Annotated in this window: 20 protein-coding genes; 10 read left to right on the top strand and 10 right to left on the bottom strand. The window is 62.5% G+C overall.

Translation table 11 applies throughout. The features are described from left to right. The first annotated feature begins 37 nt into the window (after positions 1–37). Positions 38–2,233: a hybrid sensor histidine kinase/response regulator gene (locus ACEN42_RS17335; protein WP_238295218.1), complete on the top strand. Its 2,196-nt coding sequence runs from the start codon at positions 38–40 to the stop codon at positions 2,231–2,233. Between the two features lie 6 nt (positions 2,234–2,239). On the opposite strand, the gene ACEN42_RS17340 is transcribed toward ACEN42_RS17335, so the two are convergent. From ACEN42_RS17340 to ACEN42_RS17350, 3 genes are read right to left on the bottom strand one after another with little or no spacing between them, the layout of a single operon-like run. Continuing rightward, the gene (locus tag ACEN42_RS17340) at positions 2,240–2,701 is read right to left on the bottom strand and encodes a hypothetical protein (RefSeq protein ID WP_371881960.1); all 462 of its coding nucleotides are present in this window, start codon (positions 2,699–2,701) and stop codon (positions 2,240–2,242) included. After that, complete coding sequence (locus tag ACEN42_RS17345; RefSeq protein ID WP_371882241.1) at positions 2,702–3,988, bottom strand: sorbosone dehydrogenase family protein; 1,287 nt, start codon at positions 3,986–3,988, stop codon at positions 2,702–2,704. A gap of 51 nt (positions 3,989–4,039) precedes the next feature. Beyond that, positions 4,040–4,207 (bottom strand): hypothetical protein, encoded by a 168-nt coding sequence (locus tag ACEN42_RS17350; protein ID WP_238213376.1) that lies wholly within the window; start codon positions 4,205–4,207, stop codon positions 4,040–4,042. 244 nt (positions 4,208–4,451) lie between these two features. Here ACEN42_RS17350 and ACEN42_RS17355 point away from each other — a divergent pair, with 244 nt between their 5' ends. After that, the gene (locus tag ACEN42_RS17355) at positions 4,452–4,634 is read left to right on the top strand and encodes a hypothetical protein (RefSeq protein ID WP_238213377.1); all 183 of its coding nucleotides are present in this window, start codon (positions 4,452–4,454) and stop codon (positions 4,632–4,634) included. Positions 4,635–4,701: 67 nt separating this feature from the next. Here ACEN42_RS17355 and ACEN42_RS17360 read toward each other — a convergent pair whose 3' ends face one another. The 7 genes from ACEN42_RS17360 to ehuB form a co-directional block, all read right to left on the bottom strand. After that, the gene (locus ACEN42_RS17360) at positions 4,702–5,076 is read right to left on the bottom strand and encodes a DUF3175 domain-containing protein (RefSeq protein ID WP_187607906.1); all 375 of its coding nucleotides are present in this window, start codon (positions 5,074–5,076) and stop codon (positions 4,702–4,704) included. Positions 5,077–5,085: 9 nt separating this feature from the next. Beyond that, complete coding sequence (locus ACEN42_RS17365; RefSeq protein WP_371881961.1) at positions 5,086–5,709, bottom strand: UdgX family uracil-DNA binding protein; 624 nt, start codon at positions 5,707–5,709, stop codon at positions 5,086–5,088. Positions 5,710–5,719: 10 nt separating this feature from the next. Next, a complete protein-coding gene (locus ACEN42_RS17370) occupies positions 5,720–7,279 on the bottom strand; it encodes an FAD-dependent oxidoreductase (protein WP_371881962.1) in 1,560 nt (519 codons plus the stop codon). Between the two features lie 76 nt (positions 7,280–7,355). Continuing rightward, positions 7,356–8,180, bottom strand: a complete 825-nt coding sequence (ehuA, locus tag ACEN42_RS17375) for an ectoine/hydroxyectoine ABC transporter ATP-binding protein EhuA (protein WP_284509054.1) — start codon at positions 8,178–8,180, stop codon at positions 7,356–7,358. Between the two features lie 73 nt (positions 8,181–8,253). After that, positions 8,254–8,922, bottom strand: coding sequence for an ectoine/hydroxyectoine ABC transporter permease subunit EhuD (ehuD, locus tag ACEN42_RS17380; protein WP_371881963.1), 669 nt, complete (start codon positions 8,920–8,922; stop codon positions 8,254–8,256). Beyond that, complete coding sequence (ehuC, locus tag ACEN42_RS17385) at positions 8,919–9,602, bottom strand: ectoine/hydroxyectoine ABC transporter permease subunit EhuC (protein WP_187607903.1); 684 nt, start codon at positions 9,600–9,602, stop codon at positions 8,919–8,921. The genes ehuD and ehuC overlap by 4 nt, the downstream gene beginning before the upstream one ends. Before the next feature lie 50 nt (positions 9,603–9,652). Continuing rightward, entirely contained in the window at positions 9,653–10,507 is an 855-nt protein-coding gene (gene ehuB / locus ACEN42_RS17390) for an ectoine/hydroxyectoine ABC transporter substrate-binding protein EhuB (protein ID WP_371881964.1), read from the bottom strand. 233 nt (positions 10,508–10,740) lie between these two features. Between ehuB and ACEN42_RS17395 the strand changes: the two genes are divergently transcribed. From ACEN42_RS17395 to ACEN42_RS17430, 8 genes are all read left to right on the top strand, one after another. Continuing rightward, positions 10,741–12,138, top strand: coding sequence for a PLP-dependent aminotransferase family protein (locus ACEN42_RS17395; protein WP_187607901.1), 1,398 nt, complete (start codon positions 10,741–10,743; stop codon positions 12,136–12,138). An 81-nt stretch (positions 12,139–12,219) separates the two neighbouring features. Next, positions 12,220–13,185, top strand: a complete 966-nt coding sequence (eutB, locus tag ACEN42_RS17400; RefSeq protein WP_035505986.1) for a hydroxyectoine utilization dehydratase EutB — start codon at positions 12,220–12,222, stop codon at positions 13,183–13,185. Positions 13,186–13,189: 4 nt separating this feature from the next. After that, entirely contained in the window at positions 13,190–14,194 is a 1,005-nt protein-coding gene (locus ACEN42_RS17405; protein WP_371881965.1) for a cyclodeaminase, read from the top strand. Positions 14,195–14,205: 11 nt separating this feature from the next. Then, on the top strand, positions 14,206–15,432 hold the full coding sequence (gene doeA / locus ACEN42_RS17410) for an ectoine hydrolase DoeA (RefSeq protein ID WP_371881966.1): 1,227 nt from the start codon (positions 14,206–14,208) through the stop codon (positions 15,430–15,432). Positions 15,433–15,436: 4 nt separating this feature from the next. After that, positions 15,437–16,459 carry a N(2)-acetyl-L-2,4-diaminobutanoate deacetylase DoeB gene (gene doeB, locus ACEN42_RS17415; RefSeq protein ID WP_371881967.1) on the top strand — a complete coding sequence of 341 codons (1,023 nt, stop codon included), beginning with the start codon at positions 15,437–15,439 and terminating at the stop codon, positions 16,457–16,459. 1 nt (position 16,460) lies between these two features. Further along, the gene (locus ACEN42_RS17420) at positions 16,461–16,943 is read left to right on the top strand and encodes an Lrp/AsnC family transcriptional regulator (RefSeq protein ID WP_187607897.1); all 483 of its coding nucleotides are present in this window, start codon (positions 16,461–16,463) and stop codon (positions 16,941–16,943) included. A gap of 801 nt (positions 16,944–17,744) precedes the next feature. Next, positions 17,745–19,223, top strand: coding sequence for an NAD-dependent succinate-semialdehyde dehydrogenase (locus ACEN42_RS17425; protein ID WP_371881968.1), 1,479 nt, complete (start codon positions 17,745–17,747; stop codon positions 19,221–19,223). Between the two features lie 46 nt (positions 19,224–19,269). Continuing rightward, on the top strand, positions 19,270–20,688 hold the full coding sequence (locus ACEN42_RS17430; RefSeq protein WP_371881969.1) for an aspartate aminotransferase family protein: 1,419 nt from the start codon (positions 19,270–19,272) through the stop codon (positions 20,686–20,688). Positions 20,689–20,783: the final 95 nt, after the last annotated feature.

The raw sequence follows: 20,783 nt of genomic DNA on the forward strand, positions 1-20,783 counted from the left end.
TGTATTGGGTACCGGTCGATTTCTCGGAGACGCAACGTTGGACTCCACCGAGACCGCGACATTCGATTTGCCGCTGCCCGCTCGCAATTTCGCGTCGATGCGAAAGATGCTGCTGCTTGCGCTCTGCGCGTCGGTCGTGATTCCGCTCGCGAGCCTTTGCATTTACGGTTACCACGATCATCAGCGCCGCTTTGCGGAAGCACAGGAACTGACCGGGCGCCTCACGCGCATCGCGGACGAGCACGCGCTGAAGGTGATCGACCTGAATCGGCAACTGGAGACGCGCATCGTCGATCTGCTCGGCGACAGCGACGATGCCTCCATCAAACGTCGCGAGGTAGGACTGCATCGCACGCTCGACGACATGAGCGGCACGCTCGCGCAGATCGCCGCAATTTCAGTTTTCGGCGTAAAAGGCGCGCTGCTCGCGAATAGCCGCTGGTATCCGGCGCCTGCCGTGTCGATTGCGGAGCGCGATGATTTTCAGTCCGCGCGCGCGGTCGCGCCCGTCACGTACTTCTCGCTGCCGTTGCTCGGCAAGGTGGCGCGTTCCGATGTGTTCACGACGACGAGAGGCCGCATCGGTCGCAACGGACAGTTTCTCGGCGTCGTGTCGATCGCGTTGAAGCGCGACTTTTTCACCGACTTCTATCGCGAACTCGCGGCGGGCGATCGCGCGCTCGTCATCGAACTGTATCGTCGTGACGGCAATATCCTTGCGCGCTTTCCGGAGAGCGCGGACAGCACGGAACCTGCGACGAACACGCCCTTTACCAGCGAGTTTCGCAACAACGAACTGTACGGCAGCACGCGCATGCGTTCGGGCATCGATCAAGTCGAGCGGCTGCTCGCCTTCAGGCGCGTGGGCGACGCGCCGCTCTATGTATCGACCGGTTATGCGACGTCCGCCGTCGAGACGCGCTGGCGCGACAACCTCGCGTTCGTCGTGGCGATCGCGCTGATGCCGTGCATCGCGGTGTGGCTGCTGATCGCGTTTTCGATTCGCCGGCTCGATGCCGAACAGGCCGCATGGGAGCACTGGCAGGCCGAAGTCGCAACGCGGCTTTCCAACGAAGCGTCGAGCCGGCAATTGCGGCGCACGGGCGCGCTCGGCAATCTCGTCGCCAACGTCGCGCACGACTTCAACAATCTGCTGATGGTGGTCGGATCGAACATGGAGCTCGCGCGGCGCAAGCGCTTCAACGACGTCGAGAGCGAAGTGCTCGCGGTGGAGCGCGCCACCGCCGGCGCCAAGTCGCTCGCGCGCCGGCTCATGAGCGTCGCGCGCAAACAGCCGCTCAAACAGGAGTTGATCGATCCGGCCAACTGGTTGAGAAGCGTCCTCGATCTCGTGAAGAAGTCGATGGATCCGTCCGTCACGGTAACGCTGGAGCTGTCGCCCGGTCTGTGGAAGGTGATGGCCGATCCGGTCGAGCTGGAACTCGCGCTCGTGAATATCGCAGTGAATGCGAACGATGCGATGCCGGATGGCGGGCGCATGCTGATCCGTTGCCAGAATGCGCCGATGCGCGGCGCGGAAACGAATATTCCCGATGGCGATTACGTGCTCGTTTCGATCACCGACAACGGCGAAGGCATGACCGAGCAGGTTCAGCGGCGCGCATTCGAACCGCTTTTCACGATGAAGCAGCGCGGCGCGGGCACCGGTCTCGGTCTGACGCAAGTGCTCGCGGCGTGCGAGCAGGCGGGCGGCGCCGCGCGCATCGCGAGCGTGACGGGCGCGGGCACCACCGTCCGGCTCTATCTGCCGCGTCATGATGGTCCGGTGCCCGAGGCATCGAAAGCCGGTATGCCGTCCGATCTCGCGACGCTGTCGCTCGTGCCCGCGACGGACGACCAGGATGAGCCGCTGCGCGGCAAGTCGGTGCTGCTGGTGGAGGACAACGCGGATGTCGCGGCGGGCGTGACAGCGGTGCTCGAAATGTTCGGCTGCACGGTGCATCACGAGGAGAGCGCCGATGCCGCGTTCGCGCTATTGAGCGAAGGCCATGCATTCGATCTGGTGCTGTCCGATGTGCAGATGCCCGGCCGCATGAACGGCATCGATCTGGCCGAGGAGATCGTCAAGCGCCGTCCCTCGCAAAAACTCGTGCTGATGACAGGCTATGCCGATGAACTGGAGCGCGCGAAGCACCTCGGCGTGCCGATCCTCGCGAAGCCTTTCAATATGGACGATCTGCTCGATCTGATCGCGCCGGGCGTGCGGCGTTGATCGCGATCAGCGCTTGTCGCGTCCCTGCACGGCACGCGCGCCGACGAGCGGATTGAACGCCGCGCGCTTCGGCTGCGCTGCCTGCGTGCTCTTCCTGGGCGTCTTCGAGCTCGTATTCCCGCCAAGTTGACTGAGCAGGTCTTCGTCGTCCTCGGCTTGCGTTGCTTCGTCGTCCGCGGGCGATTCGCCGCCCGCGAGATGCGCGACCACCGACATGAAGTCTTTCCGTGCGTTCTTGAGCGCACGTCCCGGCATCATGACGAGCACGACGGCCTCATGCACCGTATGTCCATCCACGGTCTTCAACGCGCTGTCCTCATTCCAGTCGATGCCGCTATCCGCATACGCCGCGACGACGTGATGCAATACGGCGGGCGACATCACGCCCGCATCGTACAGGCCGACGATCTGCCTTTCCGCGAGCGCGAACAGGCTCTTTGCGGCGCGATTCGGCTTCTTCGCGGCCATTTACTTCGCGGCGGGCGCGACCCGCCACACCGTGTTGCCGACGTCATCGGCGACGAGCAACGCGCCTTTGCTGTCCACCGCGACGCCGACGGGCCGCCCGAGCGCGTGGCCATCCGACGACAGAAAGCCCGTCAGGATATCTTCGGGCGGACCCGCAGGCTTGCCGTCCTCGAACGGCACGAAGACGACCTTATAGCCGCTCCTCGGCTTGCGATTCCACGAGCCATGCTGACCGATGAAGGCACCGTTGCGGTAATGCTCCGGGAACGCCTTGCCGTCGTAAAACGTGAGTCCGAGCGATGCGGTGTGCGCGCCCAGCGCATAGTCGGGCGCGATCGCCGATTGAACGAGATCCGCGCGCTGCGGCTTCACGCGGTCATCGACATGCTGGCCGTAATAGCTGTACGGCCATCCATAGAACGCGCCATCCTTTACCGAGGTCAGATAGTCCGGCACGAGGTCGTCGCCGAGTTCGTCGCGCTCGTTCACCACGGTCCAGAGCGCGCCGCTTTGCGGTTGCCACGACATCCCGTTCGGATTGCGCAAGCCCGTTGCGAACAGACGCGATTGTTTCGATTCGATATCGACTTCCATGATCGCTGCGCGGCCATTCTCGGCGTCGATACCGTTCTCCGCGGCATTGCTGTTGGAACCGACCGTCACATAGAGCTTCTTGCCGTCGCGGCTCGCGATGATGTTCTTGGTCCAGTGATGATTGATATCGCCGGCGGGCAGGTCGATGAACTTTTCGCCGGGCGTCGCGATCTGCGTCGCGCCGTTTTCGTACTTGAAGCGCAGGATCGCGTCGGTATCCGCGACGTAGAGGTCATCGCCGACGAGCGCCATGCCGAACGGAGAATGCAGCTTGTCGATGAACACGGTGCGCGTCTCGGCGACGCCATCGCCATCGGCATCGCGCAGAAGCATGATGCGGTCCGGGCTCTCCACCGCGGCGCCCGCGCGTTTCTGGACCTTCTTCATCACGAAGCCCTTGATGCCGGCGTTTTCATCGTGCTGCGCGGGTGCGTTGCTTTCGGCGACGAGCACATCGCCGTTGGGCAGCGTCGCGATCCAGCGCGGATGAGTAAGCCCCGCGCCGAAAGCGGTCACGTCGAAGCCTGCGGGCGCGATGGGCTTTTGTCCTTGCGCCCAAGGTCTGGCGGGGGCGATGTTGACAGTGGGCATCAGCGACTTGCGCGGCGCGGGCAGCGTGGGATTCGGACCGAAGCCCTGCGCGTAGTCATCGGCGATGGCCGCGACGCTCGCGAGCAGCAAGGCAAGCGCCATTGCTCGCGTGAGTTGCTTTATTTGCGTTTTCAAACTTGCGCTCCTGATGGGTCAGCCGCCGCCGATGCCTTGCGTGACCTTGCCGGTGCCGCCGCAAGTCTTGCAGTCGGCGCCATCGAGCTTGCCCGAGCCGTTGCAGTCCGGACAAATGTCTTCGCCTGTGCCTGGCGCGCCGGGCTCGGCTTCATCGCCGGGATTGAGAGGGGGTTCCTGGGCCATCGCCGTCTCCTTGGGTTGTTTTCCTGGAAGAAGGGAGCAAGCGACGTTCCTTGCAAGGGTTTCCATTGAACTGGCAGTTTTTGCAGGCGCGCGGCGTTCATGGCGTCGTGGCACGCGCGTGCACAGGCGGCTGTGTCGTCTGGTACGCATGATGCTCGGACCATAATGCGGCGCGAGCCGTGGCTTTCACCACTGCAACGTCATCGAGCGTTTCAAGGCGCGATGACATAGCCAGGAGGGTTTCATGAGCGGAAATCAAAAGCAGATGGGCAACCAGCCGTCGACGCCGAATCAATCGAATCCGTCGCAGCGGCAACACGGCCAGCAGGAAAGGTCACCGGGGCAGCCGCAACAAGACCATCAGTCCGGTCAGCGGCAACAGAACCAGCCGTTGCCGCAGCATAAGGGCGGCCAGCGTCAACCCTGATGGTTGTTAGAAGTGGCAGGAAGCAACGCGCGCGGCTTCGTTTTGACGAGGCCGCGCGCGCTCGTATTCAAGGCTTGCGTCCGAATGCTTCGCGCAAGCGTTTCTTCGCGCGTTCGAGTGTGCTCTTGCGCGACTTCGGCAGATTGCGTCCCGCGCGATTGATATAGAAATTGAGCATCGACATCGCCGATTGAAACGGCGAGCCTTTGCGCCGCGTGCTGCGTGTCGATGAGCGCTTGAGCGAGTCGGCGATTTCCTGCGCATTGCCCGTCTTGAAGATATCGCGCTGGATATCCATCGCGTCGCTCGTTTCCATCACGTGATGCGACCAGCGATGCGAGGCGCGCTCCGGCTTCTTTCGAGCGCTCGCAAGCGAATGTCTTTGCCGTGTGCTGGGCCGCTTGCCGCCGCCAGTTTTCTTCTTCGATGTAGTCGTTGCCATAGCCTCACCTCAACGCGCTTTACGATGATGCGTAACAAGCCGATGCGCCTCGCGCAACGCATCGACGATTGCCTTGTAGGCGCGTTCGCGCGTGCCGGGATCGGGCGCCCGCAACGCGAACGACGGATGATAAGTCGCGACGATCGCATGGCCTTCGTGTTCGATTGCATGCCCCATCGACGCCTGCAATGTCGCTTTCGAATCGCGCAGCACGGACTTGAGCGCGGTCGAGCCGAGCGCGACGATCACCTTCGGTGCGATATCGCCCGTCTCGCGATCGAGCCAGTAGTGACACGCGTCGATCTCGCGTTGCGCGGGCGTCTTGTGCAGACGTCGCTTGCCGCGTGGTTCCCATTTGAAGTGCTTCACGGCATTCGTCACGTACACCTCCTTGCGTGCGACGCCGGCCTCTTCGAGCGCGCGATCGAGCATCGCGCCCGCTGGCCCGACGAACGGCTTGCCCTGCAAATCCTCCTGATCGCCGGGCTGCTCGCCGACGATCATCATCGGCGCGTGACGCGGACCTTTGCCGGGCACCGCCTGCGTCGCATGTTCCCAGAGTGCGCAGCGGCGGCATTCGTCCAGCGATTCCGGAGTCTGGTCCGGTTCGACGCCAGGCTGTTTCGTGGCCATGTCTGCTCGCTCATTCGCTTGCGATGCGCCGCGCGTCCTCCAGCGTGAGCGGCTCGCGCATCGCTTCGGCGAGACGGCACACGGCGACGTCGTGTTCGCATGCGATGACCGCGCCGACGCGTCCATCCTTCAGCAGATAGGCGATGAAATGCTGCGCGTCGAGATCGCCATCGATCTCGATGTCGTCCGGTTTTTCGACATGCCCGAGATAGTCGAAAGTCTTCTCGTAGTGATACGTCCAGAAGTAGGGCACGCCGACATACTCGCGTGTGCTGCCGGCCATGTTATAGGCGGCGACACGCGCATGCTGCTGTGCAACGCGCCAGTGCTCGATCCGCACACTTTGATCCGAGCGCGGCAGAGGAAAGCGCGCGATATCGCCAGCGGCGTATAGCGCGGGCGTGGCTAGCATCGTTGCATCGACGTTGACGGACCCATCATCGGCGAGCGCGAGGCCCGACAGAAACGATGTCGCCGGTTCGACGCCCGTGCCCGCGATCACGACATCGGCCGCGATCTTCCCGCCTGAATCGAGGATCACTTCGCTGACGGCGTTCTCGCCTGCGAATTCGCTAATGCGCGCATTCATATGAAACGTCACGCCGTTCTTCTCGTGCAGCGTCCTGAACATCTCGCCGATACGTTCGCCGAACTGTTTCGCGAACGGCGCCTTGCCCGGCGCGACGACCGTTACGTCGATCTCGCGCTTCCGCAAACACGAAGCCACTTCGAGCCCGATGAAACTCGCCCCGACGATCACTACGTGCTTGCATCCCTCGAGCGACGCGAGAATCGCGCGCGCATCTTCGCGCGTGCGCAGCAGATGCACGTGTTCGAGTTTCGCGCCGGGAATATCGAGCGGCTTCGGAACGCCGCCGGTGCACACGAGCGCGGCTTCATAATCGACCTTCTGTCCGTTCGCGAGTTCGGCGCGCTTCTCCTTCGGATCGAGATGAACGGCCTGCGATTCGATGCGTTCGATGTCGTGCTTCGCGAAGAAATCGTCGTCGAGCAGGGGAGGGACATCATCGGGCGGCATGTCGCCTGCAAGCGTGAACTTGCTGAGCGACGTGCGATCGTAGGGCTCGCGCGCATCGTCGCCCGCAAGCACGATGCGTCCGTCGAAGCCCGCTTCGCGCAACGCCGAACATGCGGCCGCGCCCGCTGCGCCCGCGCCGACGATGAGCATGGTCCGGCTCGCGTTCGTCTGCTTCTTCGACGCTTCGCCGCTGTCGATGGGCTGCGCGGACACGTACACGTCGCCGTCCGTGATCGTCGCTTCGTAGCGCGTCAATGCCTTCAGCGGCGGCGGTTCGACGAGACTGCCGTCGCGCACTTCGAACGTGCCCTTGTGCCAGGGACAAACGATACGGCCGTTGCAGATCGCGCCTTCATCGAGCGGGCCGCCCGCGTGAGGACATTCGGCGGTGTAGGCGCGCACGTCGTCGCCATCGCGCACGAGCAGGATCGGGATTTCCTTCGCGTCGTCGCCGCCTTTGACGCACACGCGTGTGCCGCGCTCGGCGGAAAGATCCGCGAAACGCGCGACTTTATGCAGGGTGGGGGACATCGCACTCTCCGTTGGCTGAAGCATCAGGCCATGCGAAGAGCGCGAAGCAATTATCGGACCGCGAAAAAGCGCCTGTTTAAAGCGCTTCGGTCACCGCTCGTAGAAACTGGCGCGTGCGCTCATGTTGCGGCGCGGAGAAGAACTGCTGCGGCGGCGCCTGCTCAATGATCTTGCCTTGCGAGAAGAAGCACACGCGATCGGCGAAGTCCTTGGCGAAACCCATCTGGTGCGTGACCATCAGCATCGTGAGGTTGTGCTCTGCGCCGAGCCGTCGAATCACGGTGAGCACCTCGCCGCACAATTCCGGATCGAGCGCGGACGTCACTTCATCGAACAGCATGATTTTCGGACGCATCGCGAGCGCGCGCGCAATGGCGACACGCTGCTGCTGTCCGCCCGACAACTGCGACGGATAGTGATTGCACTTTTCGGATAGGCCGACCATCGAAAGCAGGTCGCGCCCGCGCTCGGTTGCTTCCTTCTTCGACAACCCGGCCACGCTCATCGGCGCTTCGATGACGTTCGCGAGCGCGCTCATGTGCGGAAACAGATTGAAGCTCTGAAACACCATGCCGATCTTGCTGCGCACCTGGCGAACATGTCGCGGCGATGCGGGCACGAGTTTGCCGCCGCGCATCTCATGCGTGAGCGGTTCGCCGTCCACGTCGATGACGCCATCGGTGAGCGGGTCGAGCGTCATCAGCACACGCAAGAGCGTGGACTTGCCCGAGCCGCTCGGCCCGATGATCGCCACCTTCTCGTTGCGGGCGACATCGAGATCGAGGCCGTCGAGCACGGTGAGCGCGCCATAGCGCTTGGTGACATTGCGAAAGCGCACCATCGGCGTGTTCGCGCTGGCATCGGCCGCTGCACCCAGCGCCGGGTCGAGGTCTCGTTTCATCTGCTGCTCCTGGAGTTGCATTACCGTGCGCCGTCCAGCGGGGTCTGAGTGGTCGATACGCGAGGCTGAACCATCATGGCAGCCTCACGCGCCGTTCGAGATGACGCACGCCCGAAGCGAACGTCACGCTGATGAGAAGAAAGAAGATCCCGGTCATGGTGATCGGCTCGAGATAGCGGAACGTCTCGGAACCGATGTTCTTCGCCTGCTGCATCAGTTCGACGACCGTGATCGCGGAGAGCACCGGCGTGTCCTTGAACATCGCGACGAGATAGTTGCCGAGCGCGGGAATCACCGGGCGAATCGCCTGCGGCAGAACCACGCCGGTATAAGTGCGCCACGGCGAAAGCGACAGCGCGCACGATGCTTCCCACTGTCCGCGCGCGACGCCGTTCAGTCCCGCGCGATACACCTCGGAGACATAGCACGCATAGTGCACCGCGATGCCGAGCGTGCCCGCCAGCAGCGCGGACATCGTGAAGCCATAGAGCGGCGCGACATAGAAGAGCACGTACACCTGAATCAGGAGCGGCGTGCTGCGAATGAACTCGATGAAGAACGCGGTCGTCTTCGCGAGCGGCGCGAAATCGCTGCGCCGCATGATCGCGAGCACGAGGCCGAGCACGAGCGCAATCGCGAAACCGACGAGCGTGATGCCGATCGTGTAAATCGCCGCGCGCGCCAGCTCGGGCAGGATATGCAGCGCGTATTTCACATCGAAGAGTTGACCCAGCGATGTCATGATGCAGCCCTCGGAACAGTGCGGCGAATGGCGACATGACTGCTCACGCGCCGCTCGAACACGCGCATGACGGCGACGATCACCTGCGCAAGCACGAAGTAGATCAGCAGCGTGAGACCGAAGACTTCCGCCGTCTTGAAGGTCGCCTCGTCGAGCTGGCGCGCGCGGAACGTGAGGTCCGAGAGCGTGATCAGCGAGACGAGCGACGTGCCCTTCAGAAGCTCGATCATCAGGTTGGTCGCGGGCGGCAGCGCGTTGATCATCGCCTGCGGCAGCACGATACGGCGCAACCGCGCGGCGGCGGGCATGTTCAGCGCAAGCGCCGCTTCATACTGGCCGCCGGGCACGGAGCGAAGCGCGCCGCGCAGGATCTCGGAGCCATACGCGCCGTAGTGCAATCCCAGACCGACGATCGCAACCGTGAACGGCGTCAGTTGCACGTTGAAGGGCGGCAGCGGCAGCACGAAGAAGAGCCAGAAAAGTTGCACCAGCAGCGACGTGCCGCGAAACACCTCGACATACACGTTGCCGGCCCAGCGCACGGCGCGGTAAGGCGCGGCGCGCAACGCCGTCGCGACACCCGCCATGACGATCGCGAGCAGGATGCTGATGACGGCGATCTGGATCGTGACGAGCGTGCCCTTCATCATCAGGGGCAGAAGCTCATTGAGGTCACTCATGACGGTTCCTCGCAAATTGATGAACGCTGCGCGTCGCTATACGACGATGTTCAACCGGCGCACAGCTCCGGCGCTTTCTTGGTCGTCACGTTGGTCTTGTCGAAGCCGAAGGGTTTGACCGTTTTCAGGTGATCGTCGGTGCCGAGCCACTGATGCAGTTCCTTGTTGACGGCATCGCGCAGGTCCGTGTCTTCGGGGCGAAACGCGAGCGCGCCGTAACCGGTGTGCTTCGGATCGTCGTTGAACTGGCTGATCGCTTCGACCTGCGGGCCGCCCTTTTCGGCGAGACCTTTCATCGTCAATGCGGTGCCGACCGCTGCATCGGCGCGGCGCGCGCGCACGGCCTGCAATTGCGCGGTGGTGTCCGGAACCTGCAGGATCTGGTCGTCCTTGATACCGGCCTGGCGCGCATAGCCCAGTTCGGCCGTCCCTGCCATCACAGCAAGTTTCGTGTCCGGTTGCTTCGCGACATCGGCATAGCTGTGCAGGGCCTTCGGATTGCCCTTCATCGTCAGCAGCGTGTCGGGAATCTGGTATTGCGGATCGGCGAAGGCCACCTGCTTGCAGCGTTCCGGCGTGATGTACATGCCCGCCGCGATCACGTCAAAGCGCCCGGCCTTCAGGCCCGGAATCAATGCGCCCCATTCGGTCAGCACTGCATCGACCTTCTTCACGCCGAGCTTGGCGAACACTTTCTTCGCGATCTCGGGCGATTCGCCGGTCACGGTGCCATCGGGCGTCGTGTAGGCGAAGGGCGTTTCGTTCGCATAGCCGATACGCACCTCGCCGGTGCGCTGGATGCGCTGCAACGTGGTTTCCGCGCTCGCGCTCGTGGTGTAGGCGGCAAGGCTCGCTGCCGCGACGCACGCCGCTGCCAGCATGACAGACAGTCGCTTCGTGTTCATATCGTTCCCGTTGTGATGGTTCTTCAAGCGTGGTCGAGTAGGCAATCCAATGGCGCGAACGCGCGAGACACAGAGAAAACCCTTATTCCGCAGGGCTTTGAAGCGACTCGCAGCGCAGCCACCGACGCAGAATACAAAGCCATATATTTGTTCCGATTGCTCTAGGACAATTATTTTCATGCGCGCTTTTGCGCCACTATTGCGCATGGAACGAGGCATGTGAGGAGCAGCAAGTGAATGAACGATGGCGCGACGCCGTGCGCACGGTGCAGGGCGTGCAGTCCAAATACAAGCGGCTCGTCAAGGCGATGGCCGCCGACATAGAAAGCGGCGCGCTCGCATCGGGCGAACGCTTGCCGCCGCAACGCGAAGTCGCGGCGGATCTCGCGATCAGCGTGCAGACCGTCACCAACGCGTACAAGGAACTCGAACGGCAAGGGCTGATTCGTTGCGAAGTCGGGCGCGGCAGCTTCGTCAGCGCGCGCGTGACCGAAACGATGTCCAACTACATGCTCGACACCGCCGAGCGCTCGGTGGTCGATTTTTCCATCGCGCGCATCGTGCATACGCCCGAGCACGACGCGATGTGGCGCAAGGTCTGCGCGACGCTGTCCACCATCGAGGATCAGCCGTGGATTCGCGCATTCAGGCCGATTGCGGGCTTCGACAGCCATCGTCAGGCGGGCGTCGAATGGCTCGCGTCGCTCAACATGCCCGCGAAGGTGGAGACGCTGCTCGTCACCAATGGCGTCGCGCACAGCATCTTTCTGGCGCTGGCGAGCATCGTCGGGCCGGGCGATACGGTGCTGTGCGAAAGCCTCACGGATCACGGCGTGATCGGCTCGGCAAACGTGCTGGGGTTTACGCTCAAGGGTCTTGAGATCGACGAGCACGGCATTCGCCCGGAGCACTTCGAGGAAGTCTGCGACAGCGAGCGTGTGAGCGCGCTCGTCTGCACGCCGACACTGAACAATCCCACGGTCGCGATGATGACCGATTCGCGCCGCCGCGCGATTGCGCGCATCGCGGAGCGCTACGGCGTGTATGTGATCGAGGACGATGTCTACGGCGCATTGCCCGCCAAAACGCAGACGCCCATCGCGAGCCTGATTCCCGAACTCGCGTTCTATTGCACGAGCATGACCAAGTCGGTGCTGAGCGGTCTGCGTACCGGTTTCATGACGGTGCCGCGGCGGCTCGCATTGCGTGCTGAAAGCGTGTTGCGCGTGAGCTGCTGGATGGCGACGTCGCCGATCGCGGAAGTCAGCGCGCGCTGGATCATGGACGGCACGGCGCAGCGTCTCGTGCAGATTCAGCGCGAACGGCTTGCGGCGCGTCAGAGCGTCGTGCGCGAAGTGCTCGGCGAATATGTGCTCGGCAGTCATCCGAACGCGCTATCCGTCTGGTTGCGCGTGCCCGACGAATGGGAAGCGGAGCGCATCACGCGCGAACTGCGCAATCGCAATATCGCGGTGACGTCGCCCGATCCGTTTCTCGTGCGCGGCGCGGACCGGCCCAATGCAGTGCGGCTGTGCGTGGGCGCGGAAGTCGGCGAGAGCACGTTCCGCACGGCTGTCGAAACCATGCGCGAAGTCTTCGGCCAGTTCCCGCACGTACATGACTTCAACTAAATGAACTAGGACAATCGAAAACGATTTTTTAGGACATTAGACTGGGTTGCATCGATACCCGAACTCGCAGCTCAGTCACTTATGTCCGCACTCACGCTCGCCGATGTCTACCGCGCCCGCCAGCGCATCGAAGGCCGCGCGCTCGTCACGCCGCTGGTTCATTCGTTGTCGCTCTCGCGCCTCGCGGGCGTGCCGGTTCATCTCAAGCTCGAAACGCTGCAACCCACGGGCAGCTTCAAGTTGCGCGGCGCGACGAATGCACTCGCGCAGATCGCGGAACAAGGCTGCACGCGTGTCGTCACGGCATCGACGGGCAATCATGGCCGCGCGGTCGCGCACGCGGCTCGCGCGCTCGGCATCGAAGCGGCGGTGTGCATGTCGTCGCTCGTGCCCAAGAACAAGGTCGATGCCGTGGCCGCGCTCGGCGCGCGCGTCGTCATCGAGGGCAAGAGTCAGGACGATGCGCAGAGGGAAGCGCAACGTCTCGTGCGTGAGGAAGGCTATGCGTTCGTGCCGCCTTTCGACGATGAACGCGTGATCGCGGGACAGGCCACCATCGGCCTCGAAATTCTCGAAGCGCTGCCGGATACGGAGAGCATCGTCGTGCCCTTGTCGGGCGGAGGGCTCTTCAGCGGCATCGCATTCGCTGCAAAGAACATTCGCGCCGACGTGAAGCTGATCGGCGTCTCCATGCAACGCGGCGCCGCGATGCACGCGAGTCTCGCGGCGGGCAAGCCGGTCTTCGTCGATGAACTCGAGACGCTCGCCGATTCGCTCGGCGGCGGCATCGGCCTGGATAACCGGCATACGTTCTCCATGACGCGCGATCTCATCGACGACATCGTGCTGCTCGATGAAGTGTCGATCGCGCGCGGCATCGTGCATGCGTATCGCGAAGAGCGGCTCGTCGTCGAAGGCGCGGCGGCGGTGGGCATCGCCGCGCTGCTCGATGGCGCGATCGCCGTGCAGGACGGACCCATCGTCATCGTCGTGAGCGGCAGCAACATCGATATCGAAACACATCGTCGCCTGATCGGAGCGGCCTGAACCCATGTCCAACATCGATACCTCCACCGTGCTGCTCGGGCAGGCGCAATTGCGCAAGCTCGTGCCGCTCGACCTCGACGCGATCGAACAAGTCGAAGCCGCGTTCAGATCGCTCGCGACAGAAGCCGTTGCGATGCCGCCGATCTTGCGTCTCGACATTCCCGAGCACGCGGGCGAAGTCGATGTGAAAACCGCTTATTTGCCGCGCTTTCCGAGCTTCGCGATCAAGGTGAGCCCGGGCTTCTTCAACAATCCGTCGCTCGGTTTGCCGAGCCTGAACGGTCTGATGCTGGTGCTGTCGGCGCGCACGGGTCTCACCGAGGCCGTGTTGCTCGACAACGGTTATCTCACCGCGGTGCGCACCGCTGCGGCGGGTGCTGTCGCATCACGCTGGCTCGCGCGCAAGGATGCGAAGCGCGTGGCGATCATCGGCGCGGGCGAGCAGGCGCGTCTGCAACTGAAGGCGTTGCGGCTCGTGCGCGATATCGAGCATGTCACCGTATGGGCGCGCGATGCCGAAAGCGCGCATCGATTCGCGCGTGACTGCGAAGGCTTGCCGTGCGATGTCGCAGGCAGCGTCAATGAGGCGCTCAAGCATGCGGACATCGCCATCACGACGACGCCGAGCCGCGAGCCTTTGATTCACGCGCGCGATCTGCATCCCGGCCTGCATATCACGGCGATGGGATCGGATGCCGAGCACAAGAACGAAATCGCGCCGGACGTGTTTGCGAAAGCGCGCTATGTATGCGACCGCTTGCAGCAAGTGCGCGTGCTGGGCGAACTGCATCATGCGATCGAAAGAGGCGTGATCGCTGCCGATGCTTCATTTGCCGAACTCGGCGAAGTCATCGCGCAGAAGGCGCAGGGCCGTGCGCACGATGACGAAATCACCGTGTGCGATCTCACCGGCACCGGCGCACAGGACACCGCGATCGCAACGCTCGCCATTCAGCGTGCGCGCGCGAGTCATGCAGGAACCATTTTCCACAACGATGTGACCGCTTGATAGAGGGGACGATGTCCGAAATCATGCAACAGAAGAAAGCGGATGAACGAGGGGCGCCCGTGGTACGCCTGCCGTTCGAGCGCAGCGAGTACGACGCGCGCATCGCGAAGACGCGGCGTGCGATGGAGAAGGCGGGCATCGATCTGATGATCGTGACCGACCCGACCAACATGGCATGGCTCACCGGCTACGATGGCTGGTCGTTCTACGTGCATCAATGCGTGCTGCTCGCGATGGAAGGCGAGCCGGTCTGGTACGGCCGCGGCCAGGACGCGAACGGAGCAAAGCGCACGGTGTTCATGTCGCACGACAACATCGTCGGCTATCCGGATCACTATGTGCAGTCGTCGGTGCGCCATCCGATGGATTACCTGTCGAGCGAAGTGATCGCGGCGCGCGGCTGGGACAAGAAGCGCATCGGCGTCGAGATGGACAACTACTACTTCAGCGCGAAGGCGTATGCGTCGTTGACGCAGCATCTGCCGGACGCGAAGTTCGTGGATGCCACCGCGCTCGTGAACTGGCAGCGCGCGGTGAAGTCGCCGCGCGAGATCGAATACATGCGCGTTGCGGCGCGCATCGTCGAGAAGATGCATGCGCGTATTCTCGACAAGGTCGAGCCGGGCATGAAGAAGAGCGACCTCGTCGCGCAGATTTACGAGGCGGGCATTACGGGCGCGGATGGTTATGGCGGCGACTATCCGGCGATCGTGCCGCTGTTGCCGACCGGTTCCGATGCCGCCGCGCCGCATCTCACATGGGACGACTCGGCATTCACCGCGAACGCGGGCACGTTCTTCGAAATCGCCGGTTGTTTCAGGCGTTATCACTGCCCGCTCTCGCGCACGGTGTATCTCGGCAAGCCGCCGCAGCATTTCATCGAAGGCGAGAAAGCGGTTGTCGAAGGCATCGAAGCGGGTCTCGCGATGGCGAAGCCGGGCAACAGGACCGAGGACATCGCCAATGCGTTCTTCGCGGTGCTGCGCAAGTTCGGCATCGAGAAGGACAGCCGCTGCGGCTATCCGATCGGCGCGAGCTATCCGCCCGACTGGGGCGAGCGCACGATGAGTTTGCGTCCGGGGGACAAGACTGTCCTCGAACCCGGCATGACGTTCCACTTCATGCCGGGCCTGTGGCTCGACGACTGGGGCCTCGAAATCACGGAGAGCATCCTGATTACGGATACCGGCGTCGAGACCTTCTGCAACACGCCTCGCAAATTGTTCGTGAAGGAGTAGCACGATGCGCGCGTCACCGATCAGTCCGACCGTCGACTTCGACGCCGATGGAGAACAGCACGGCTTCCTGAAGCTGCCGTACTCGCGCAACGACTCCGCGTGGGGCGCCGTGATGATTCCGGTCACCGTGATCAAGCGCGGCGACGGACCGACGGCGCTGCTCACGGGCGGCAATCATGGCGACGAGTACGAAGGGCCGATCGCGCTGGCGAAGCTCGCATCGACACTGAAGGCAAGCGACGTGAACGGCCGCGTGATCATCGTGCCGTTCATGAACTACCCCGCGTTTTGTGCGGGCTCGCGCACCTCGCCGATCGATGCGGGCAACCTGAATCGCAGCTTCCCCGGCAAGCCGGACGGCACGGTGACGGAGAAGATCGCGGATTACTTTCAGCGTCATCTGTTGCCGCTTGCGGATTACGTGCTCGATATCCACGCGGGCGGCCGCACGCTCGACTTCCTGCCGTTCGCGGCGATTCACGTGCTGAACGACGCGACGCAGCAATCGCGTTGCGAAGCCGCGATGCGCGCGTTCGGCGCGCCGTACTCGATGCGCATGCTGGAGCTCGATAGCATCGGTCTCTATGACAGCGCGGCGGAGGAAGCGGGCAAGGTGTTCGTATCGACGGAACTGGGCGGCGGCGGCTCGTCGACTGCGAAGAGCGTCGCGGTCGCGGAGCGTGGCGTGCATGGCTTTCTCGCGTATGCTGGCATCATCGAAAAAGGAGTGACGCGCGGCGAGGCGCGCACGACGACGCTGCTCGACATGCCGGACGGTTCCTGCTACACGACGAGCGAGCATACGGGCCTGCTCGAAATGTGCCGCGATCTCGGCGACATGGTGAAAGTGAACGACGTGCTCGCGCGGGTCTATGACATCACGCGCACGGGCGCGGCGCCGGTCGAATATCGCGCGAAGCGTGATGGCTTGCTGGCGGCGCGGCATTTTCCGGGTCTTGTACAAACGGGTGATACCGTGGCTGTAGTCGCCGATATCGTCGAACGCAACATTGCTGTGAGCGTGTAATTTGATCAAGCTCGACCGCTACGATCTGGCCATCCTGCGCATTCTTGCGCGGGATGGCCGCATTACGAAATCGCGCCTGGCGGATGAGGTCAATCTGTCGATCTCACCCGCATGGGAGCGCGTGAAGAAACTCGAAGACAGCGGACTCATCAAGGGTTATCGCGCGGATATCGACTGGACGGCTGCTTTTAAGGGCAGCCGTATCGTTGTCGAGGTGACGCTTTCGCGTCATACCGCGCAGGATATGCGGCGTTTCGAGGAACGTGTTTGTTCTGCTCCCGAGATCGTGCAATGTTTTGCCACCGGGGGTGGCGTGGATTATGTGCTGCATGTCGTGGCGCGGGATATCGATCACTATCAGCGGTTCATCGATTCTTTGCTCGTCGAGGAGTTGGGGATCGAGAGGTATTTCACTTATATCGTTACTAAAGTCGTCAAGGATGTGGCGGGTGGCCCGCCAGATGGGGTTGATGATTTGGTGTGATCTTTTTTGCTCTCGCTTTTGTTTTTGCTTTCGCTTTTGCTTTCGGGGAATCCTGATTTCGTGTTGGTCTATTAGCACTGCCCCTCCCCGGGGCGGGGGTCACTTTCTTTGCTGCTGCAAAGAAAGTAACCAAAGAAACAGCGTTCCCCAGCCTAAGCACTTCACACCGGCCGCGGCACAGGCGATTGGCCTAATGGCCCGGCAGTAGCGAGTGCCCCCACAAGCAGACAAGGGCTTGGACCGCGCACGGTCTGACGCACCAAATGTTTAAGCGCGCTGGTTCAGCACCAAATAGCTCCGGCCCGCTTCGCGGCCGATGGGTCAATCGGGTTTGCGCGCGCTTCTTCTTCGATGGTTTCCTCCGCATACCCAGCGGCAGCGCGAAGCGCTGTGCCGAAGCTATTTGGTGCTGAACCAGCGCGCTAAAACGTCTAGCGCGGCAGACCGTGCGCGATCCAAACCCGGTTAGTCCTTCGAGGGCGACACTTAGGCGAGTGCCACCGCGGGCTGGCAAGCGCGGCTAACGTGCGTGTGACCGCGGGCGATGAGAAGCTGCTTTCTTTGGTTACTTTCTTTGCAGCAGCAAAGAAAGTGACCCCCGCCCCGGGGAGGGGCAGTGCTAATAGACCGACACGAACACAGGATTCCACGAAAGCCGAGAAACCTTAAGAACCACAACCCCAAACAGAAAAAACACCAACCTGCCCCAGCGATAACAAAAAAACGACCAACCGCAAGCCCCATAAACTAGACGCATCGAATCAATCAAGCGAAACGCACGCTGTGAGCAAGGAGACAAACATGCTGCTGGGCCATCCCGTTCTATTCAAATCGCTGTGTTACATCGACGGCCGTTGGGTTCATAGCGAAAGCGCCGCATCGATCGCGGTAACCAATCCCGCGGATCAAAAAGTTATCGGCCACGTCCCGATGCTCGAGCAATCGCAAATCAAAGACGCAATCGACGCTGCCGATCGCTCATTCCAGTCCTGGCGCTGGATGCCGCAACAAAAGCGCAGCGCGCTGCTCTTGCGCTGGCATGAACTCATCATGCGTCATCAGTCCGACCTCGCGGGCATTCTGTCTCTCGAACAGGGCAAGCCGCTCGCCGAATCCAAAGGCGAGATTGCATACGCGGCGAGTTTCGTCGAATGGTTCGCGAACGAAGCCAAGCGTCTGACGGGCCGCACCATTCCCACGCATATCGACGGCGCGCATCTCGGCACGGTGATGGAGCCGGTCGGTGTCGCCGCGCTCATCACGCCGTGGAACTTTCCGGTCGCGATGATCACGCGCAAAGCCGCCGCCGCCATTGCAGCGGGCTGTACCGTCGTCGTGAAACCCGCGCACGAAACGCCGTTCTCCGCGATCGCGCTCGCGCAACTCGCCGAAGAAGCCGGCTTCCCGCCGGGCGTGTTCAACGTCGTCATCGGCGAACCGCAAATGGCGATGGAAACGCTCGTCAGCGATACACGTGTGCGCGCCGTGAGCTTCACGGGTTCGACGCGCGTCGGCGGTCTCGTGGCCAGGACAGCGGCGCAGGCGGGCATCAAGAAGCTCGCGCTGGAACTGGGCGGCAATGCGCCTTTCATCGTGACGGAAGATGCGGACCTGGAACAGGCCGTGCGCGTCGCAGTGGGCGCGAAGTTTCAAACGTCGGGTCAGGATTGCTGCGCTGCAAACCGCATTCTCGTCGCGCGTCCGCTTTATGAACAATTCGTCGAACGCTATACGGCAGCGGTAAAAAAGCTGAAAGTAGGGACCGCATTCGAAGCGAATGTCGATGTGGGCCCGCTCATGCATCAGGCCGCATTCGATGCGACCGTCGCACGCGTCGAGGATGCGAAAGCGCAGGGCGCGCGCATCACCGTGGGCGGCAACGCGCATGCGCTCGGCGGCTGGTTTTATGAACCGACCGTCGTCGCCGATGCCAAACCAGGCATGCGCATTTACGACGAAGAGAACTTCGCGCCGATCTCCGCGATTTCCCCGTTCGATACGCTCGACGAAGCCATCACGCGCGCGAACGACACGGAGTACGGCCTCGCCGCCTACGTCTGCGCGAATCGCATCGACACGATCTTCCAGCTCGTGCGCCGGCTCGACTTCGCGATGGTGTCGGTCAACGGCGTGAAGTTCACCGGCGCACCGATTCCGTTCGGCGGCATGAAGGCATCGGGTCTCGGCCGCGAAGGCGGCGCGGAAGGTTTCGAGCCCTTCGTCGAAACGAAATACTTTTGCCTCGGCAATCTCGGCCTGCCGCTCACGAGCGCGGCCTGAAAGAAACATCCTCAAAGACACGCATCATCGAATCAAGGAGAAGCATATGACCCAGCAAAATCAATCGCTCGATCAACTGTTCGCCGAAGACCGCGCGCATTTCATGCACCCATCGACTCACGCGCACGATCACGCCAGCGGCGCGCTGCCCGGCAAGATCGTCACGGGCGCGAAGGGCATCCGCATTCAGGATCATCAGGGCAAAAGTTATATCGATGCATTCGCGGGTCTCTATTGCGTGAACATCGGCTATGGCCGCACCGAAGTCGCGGAAGCGATCTATGAGCAGGCGAAAAAGCTCGCGTATTACCACACGTATGTCGGCCACTCGACGGATACGATCATCGAATTGTCCTCGCGCATCATCGACTGGTCGCCCGAAGGCATGAAGAAGGTGTACTACGGCATGTCGGGATCGGATGCGAACGAAACGCAGATCAAGATCGTCTGGTACTACAACAATGTGGTCGGCCGTCCGAACAAGAAGAAGATCATTTCGCGCGAGCGCGGCTATCACGGGTCGGGCATCGTGACGGGCAGCCTTACCGGATTGCCGAGCTTTCATCAGAACTTCGATCTGCCGATCGAACGCGTGAAACACACGGTTTGCCCGCACTGGTATCGCAAGGCGCCGGCCGGCATGAGCGAAGCGCAATTCACCGCGTATTGCGTGGAAGAACTGGAAAAGCTGATCGCGAAAGAAGGCGCGGATACGATCGCCGCATTCATCGCCGAACCGGTGATGGGCACGGGCGGCATCATCGCGCCGCCGCAAGGCTACTGGGAAGCGATCCAGGACGTGCTCAGGAAGCACGACATCCTCCTGATCTCCGATGAAGTCGTGTGCGGTTTCGGCCGTCTCGGCTCGAAGATGGGCGCGCAGCACTTCGGCATCAAGCCGGACCTTATCACCGTCGCGAAGGGGCTGACGAGCGCGTATGCGCCGCTGTCGGGCGTGATCGTCGGCGAGAAGGTGTGGGATGTTATCGAAAAGGGTTCGCAGGAATTCGGGCCGATGGGTCACGGCTGGACCTATTCGGGACATCCGATTTGCGCGGCCGCTGCGATCGCCAATCTGGATATCCTCGAACGTGAGAACCTCACGCAGAATGCCGCCGATGTCGGCGCGTATTTGCAGCAGCAATTGCACACGGCTTTCGATGCGCATCCGCTCGTCGGTGAAGTGCGCGGCGCGGGCATGCTCGCGGCGCTCGAATTCATGGCCGACAAGGACGCGCGCACGCCGTTCGATGCGGCGCTGAAGGTCGGCCCGAAGGTATCGGCGGCAGCGCTGGAACGCGGCGTGATCGCGCGCGCGATGCCGCATGGCGATATCCTCGGCTTCGCGCCGCCGCTCGTCACGACGCGCGCCGAAGTGGACGAAATCGTCGGTATCGTGAAGCAGGCCGTGGATGTGGTGGCGAACGAGGTAATCGGCTCGGCGCTCACGACGCAGGCGATCTGAGCTTTTTGCAACTGTGGTGGTAACGAGGGCCCGCAAAAGATGCGGGCCTTTTTATTTGGCACGAAGTGGTACGCGCGTTGCTGCTTAGCTTTCGG

This window comes from Caballeronia sp. S22, from assembly GCF_964261745.1.
Taxonomy (GTDB): domain Bacteria; phylum Pseudomonadota; class Gammaproteobacteria; order Burkholderiales; family Burkholderiaceae; genus Caballeronia; species Caballeronia jiangsuensis.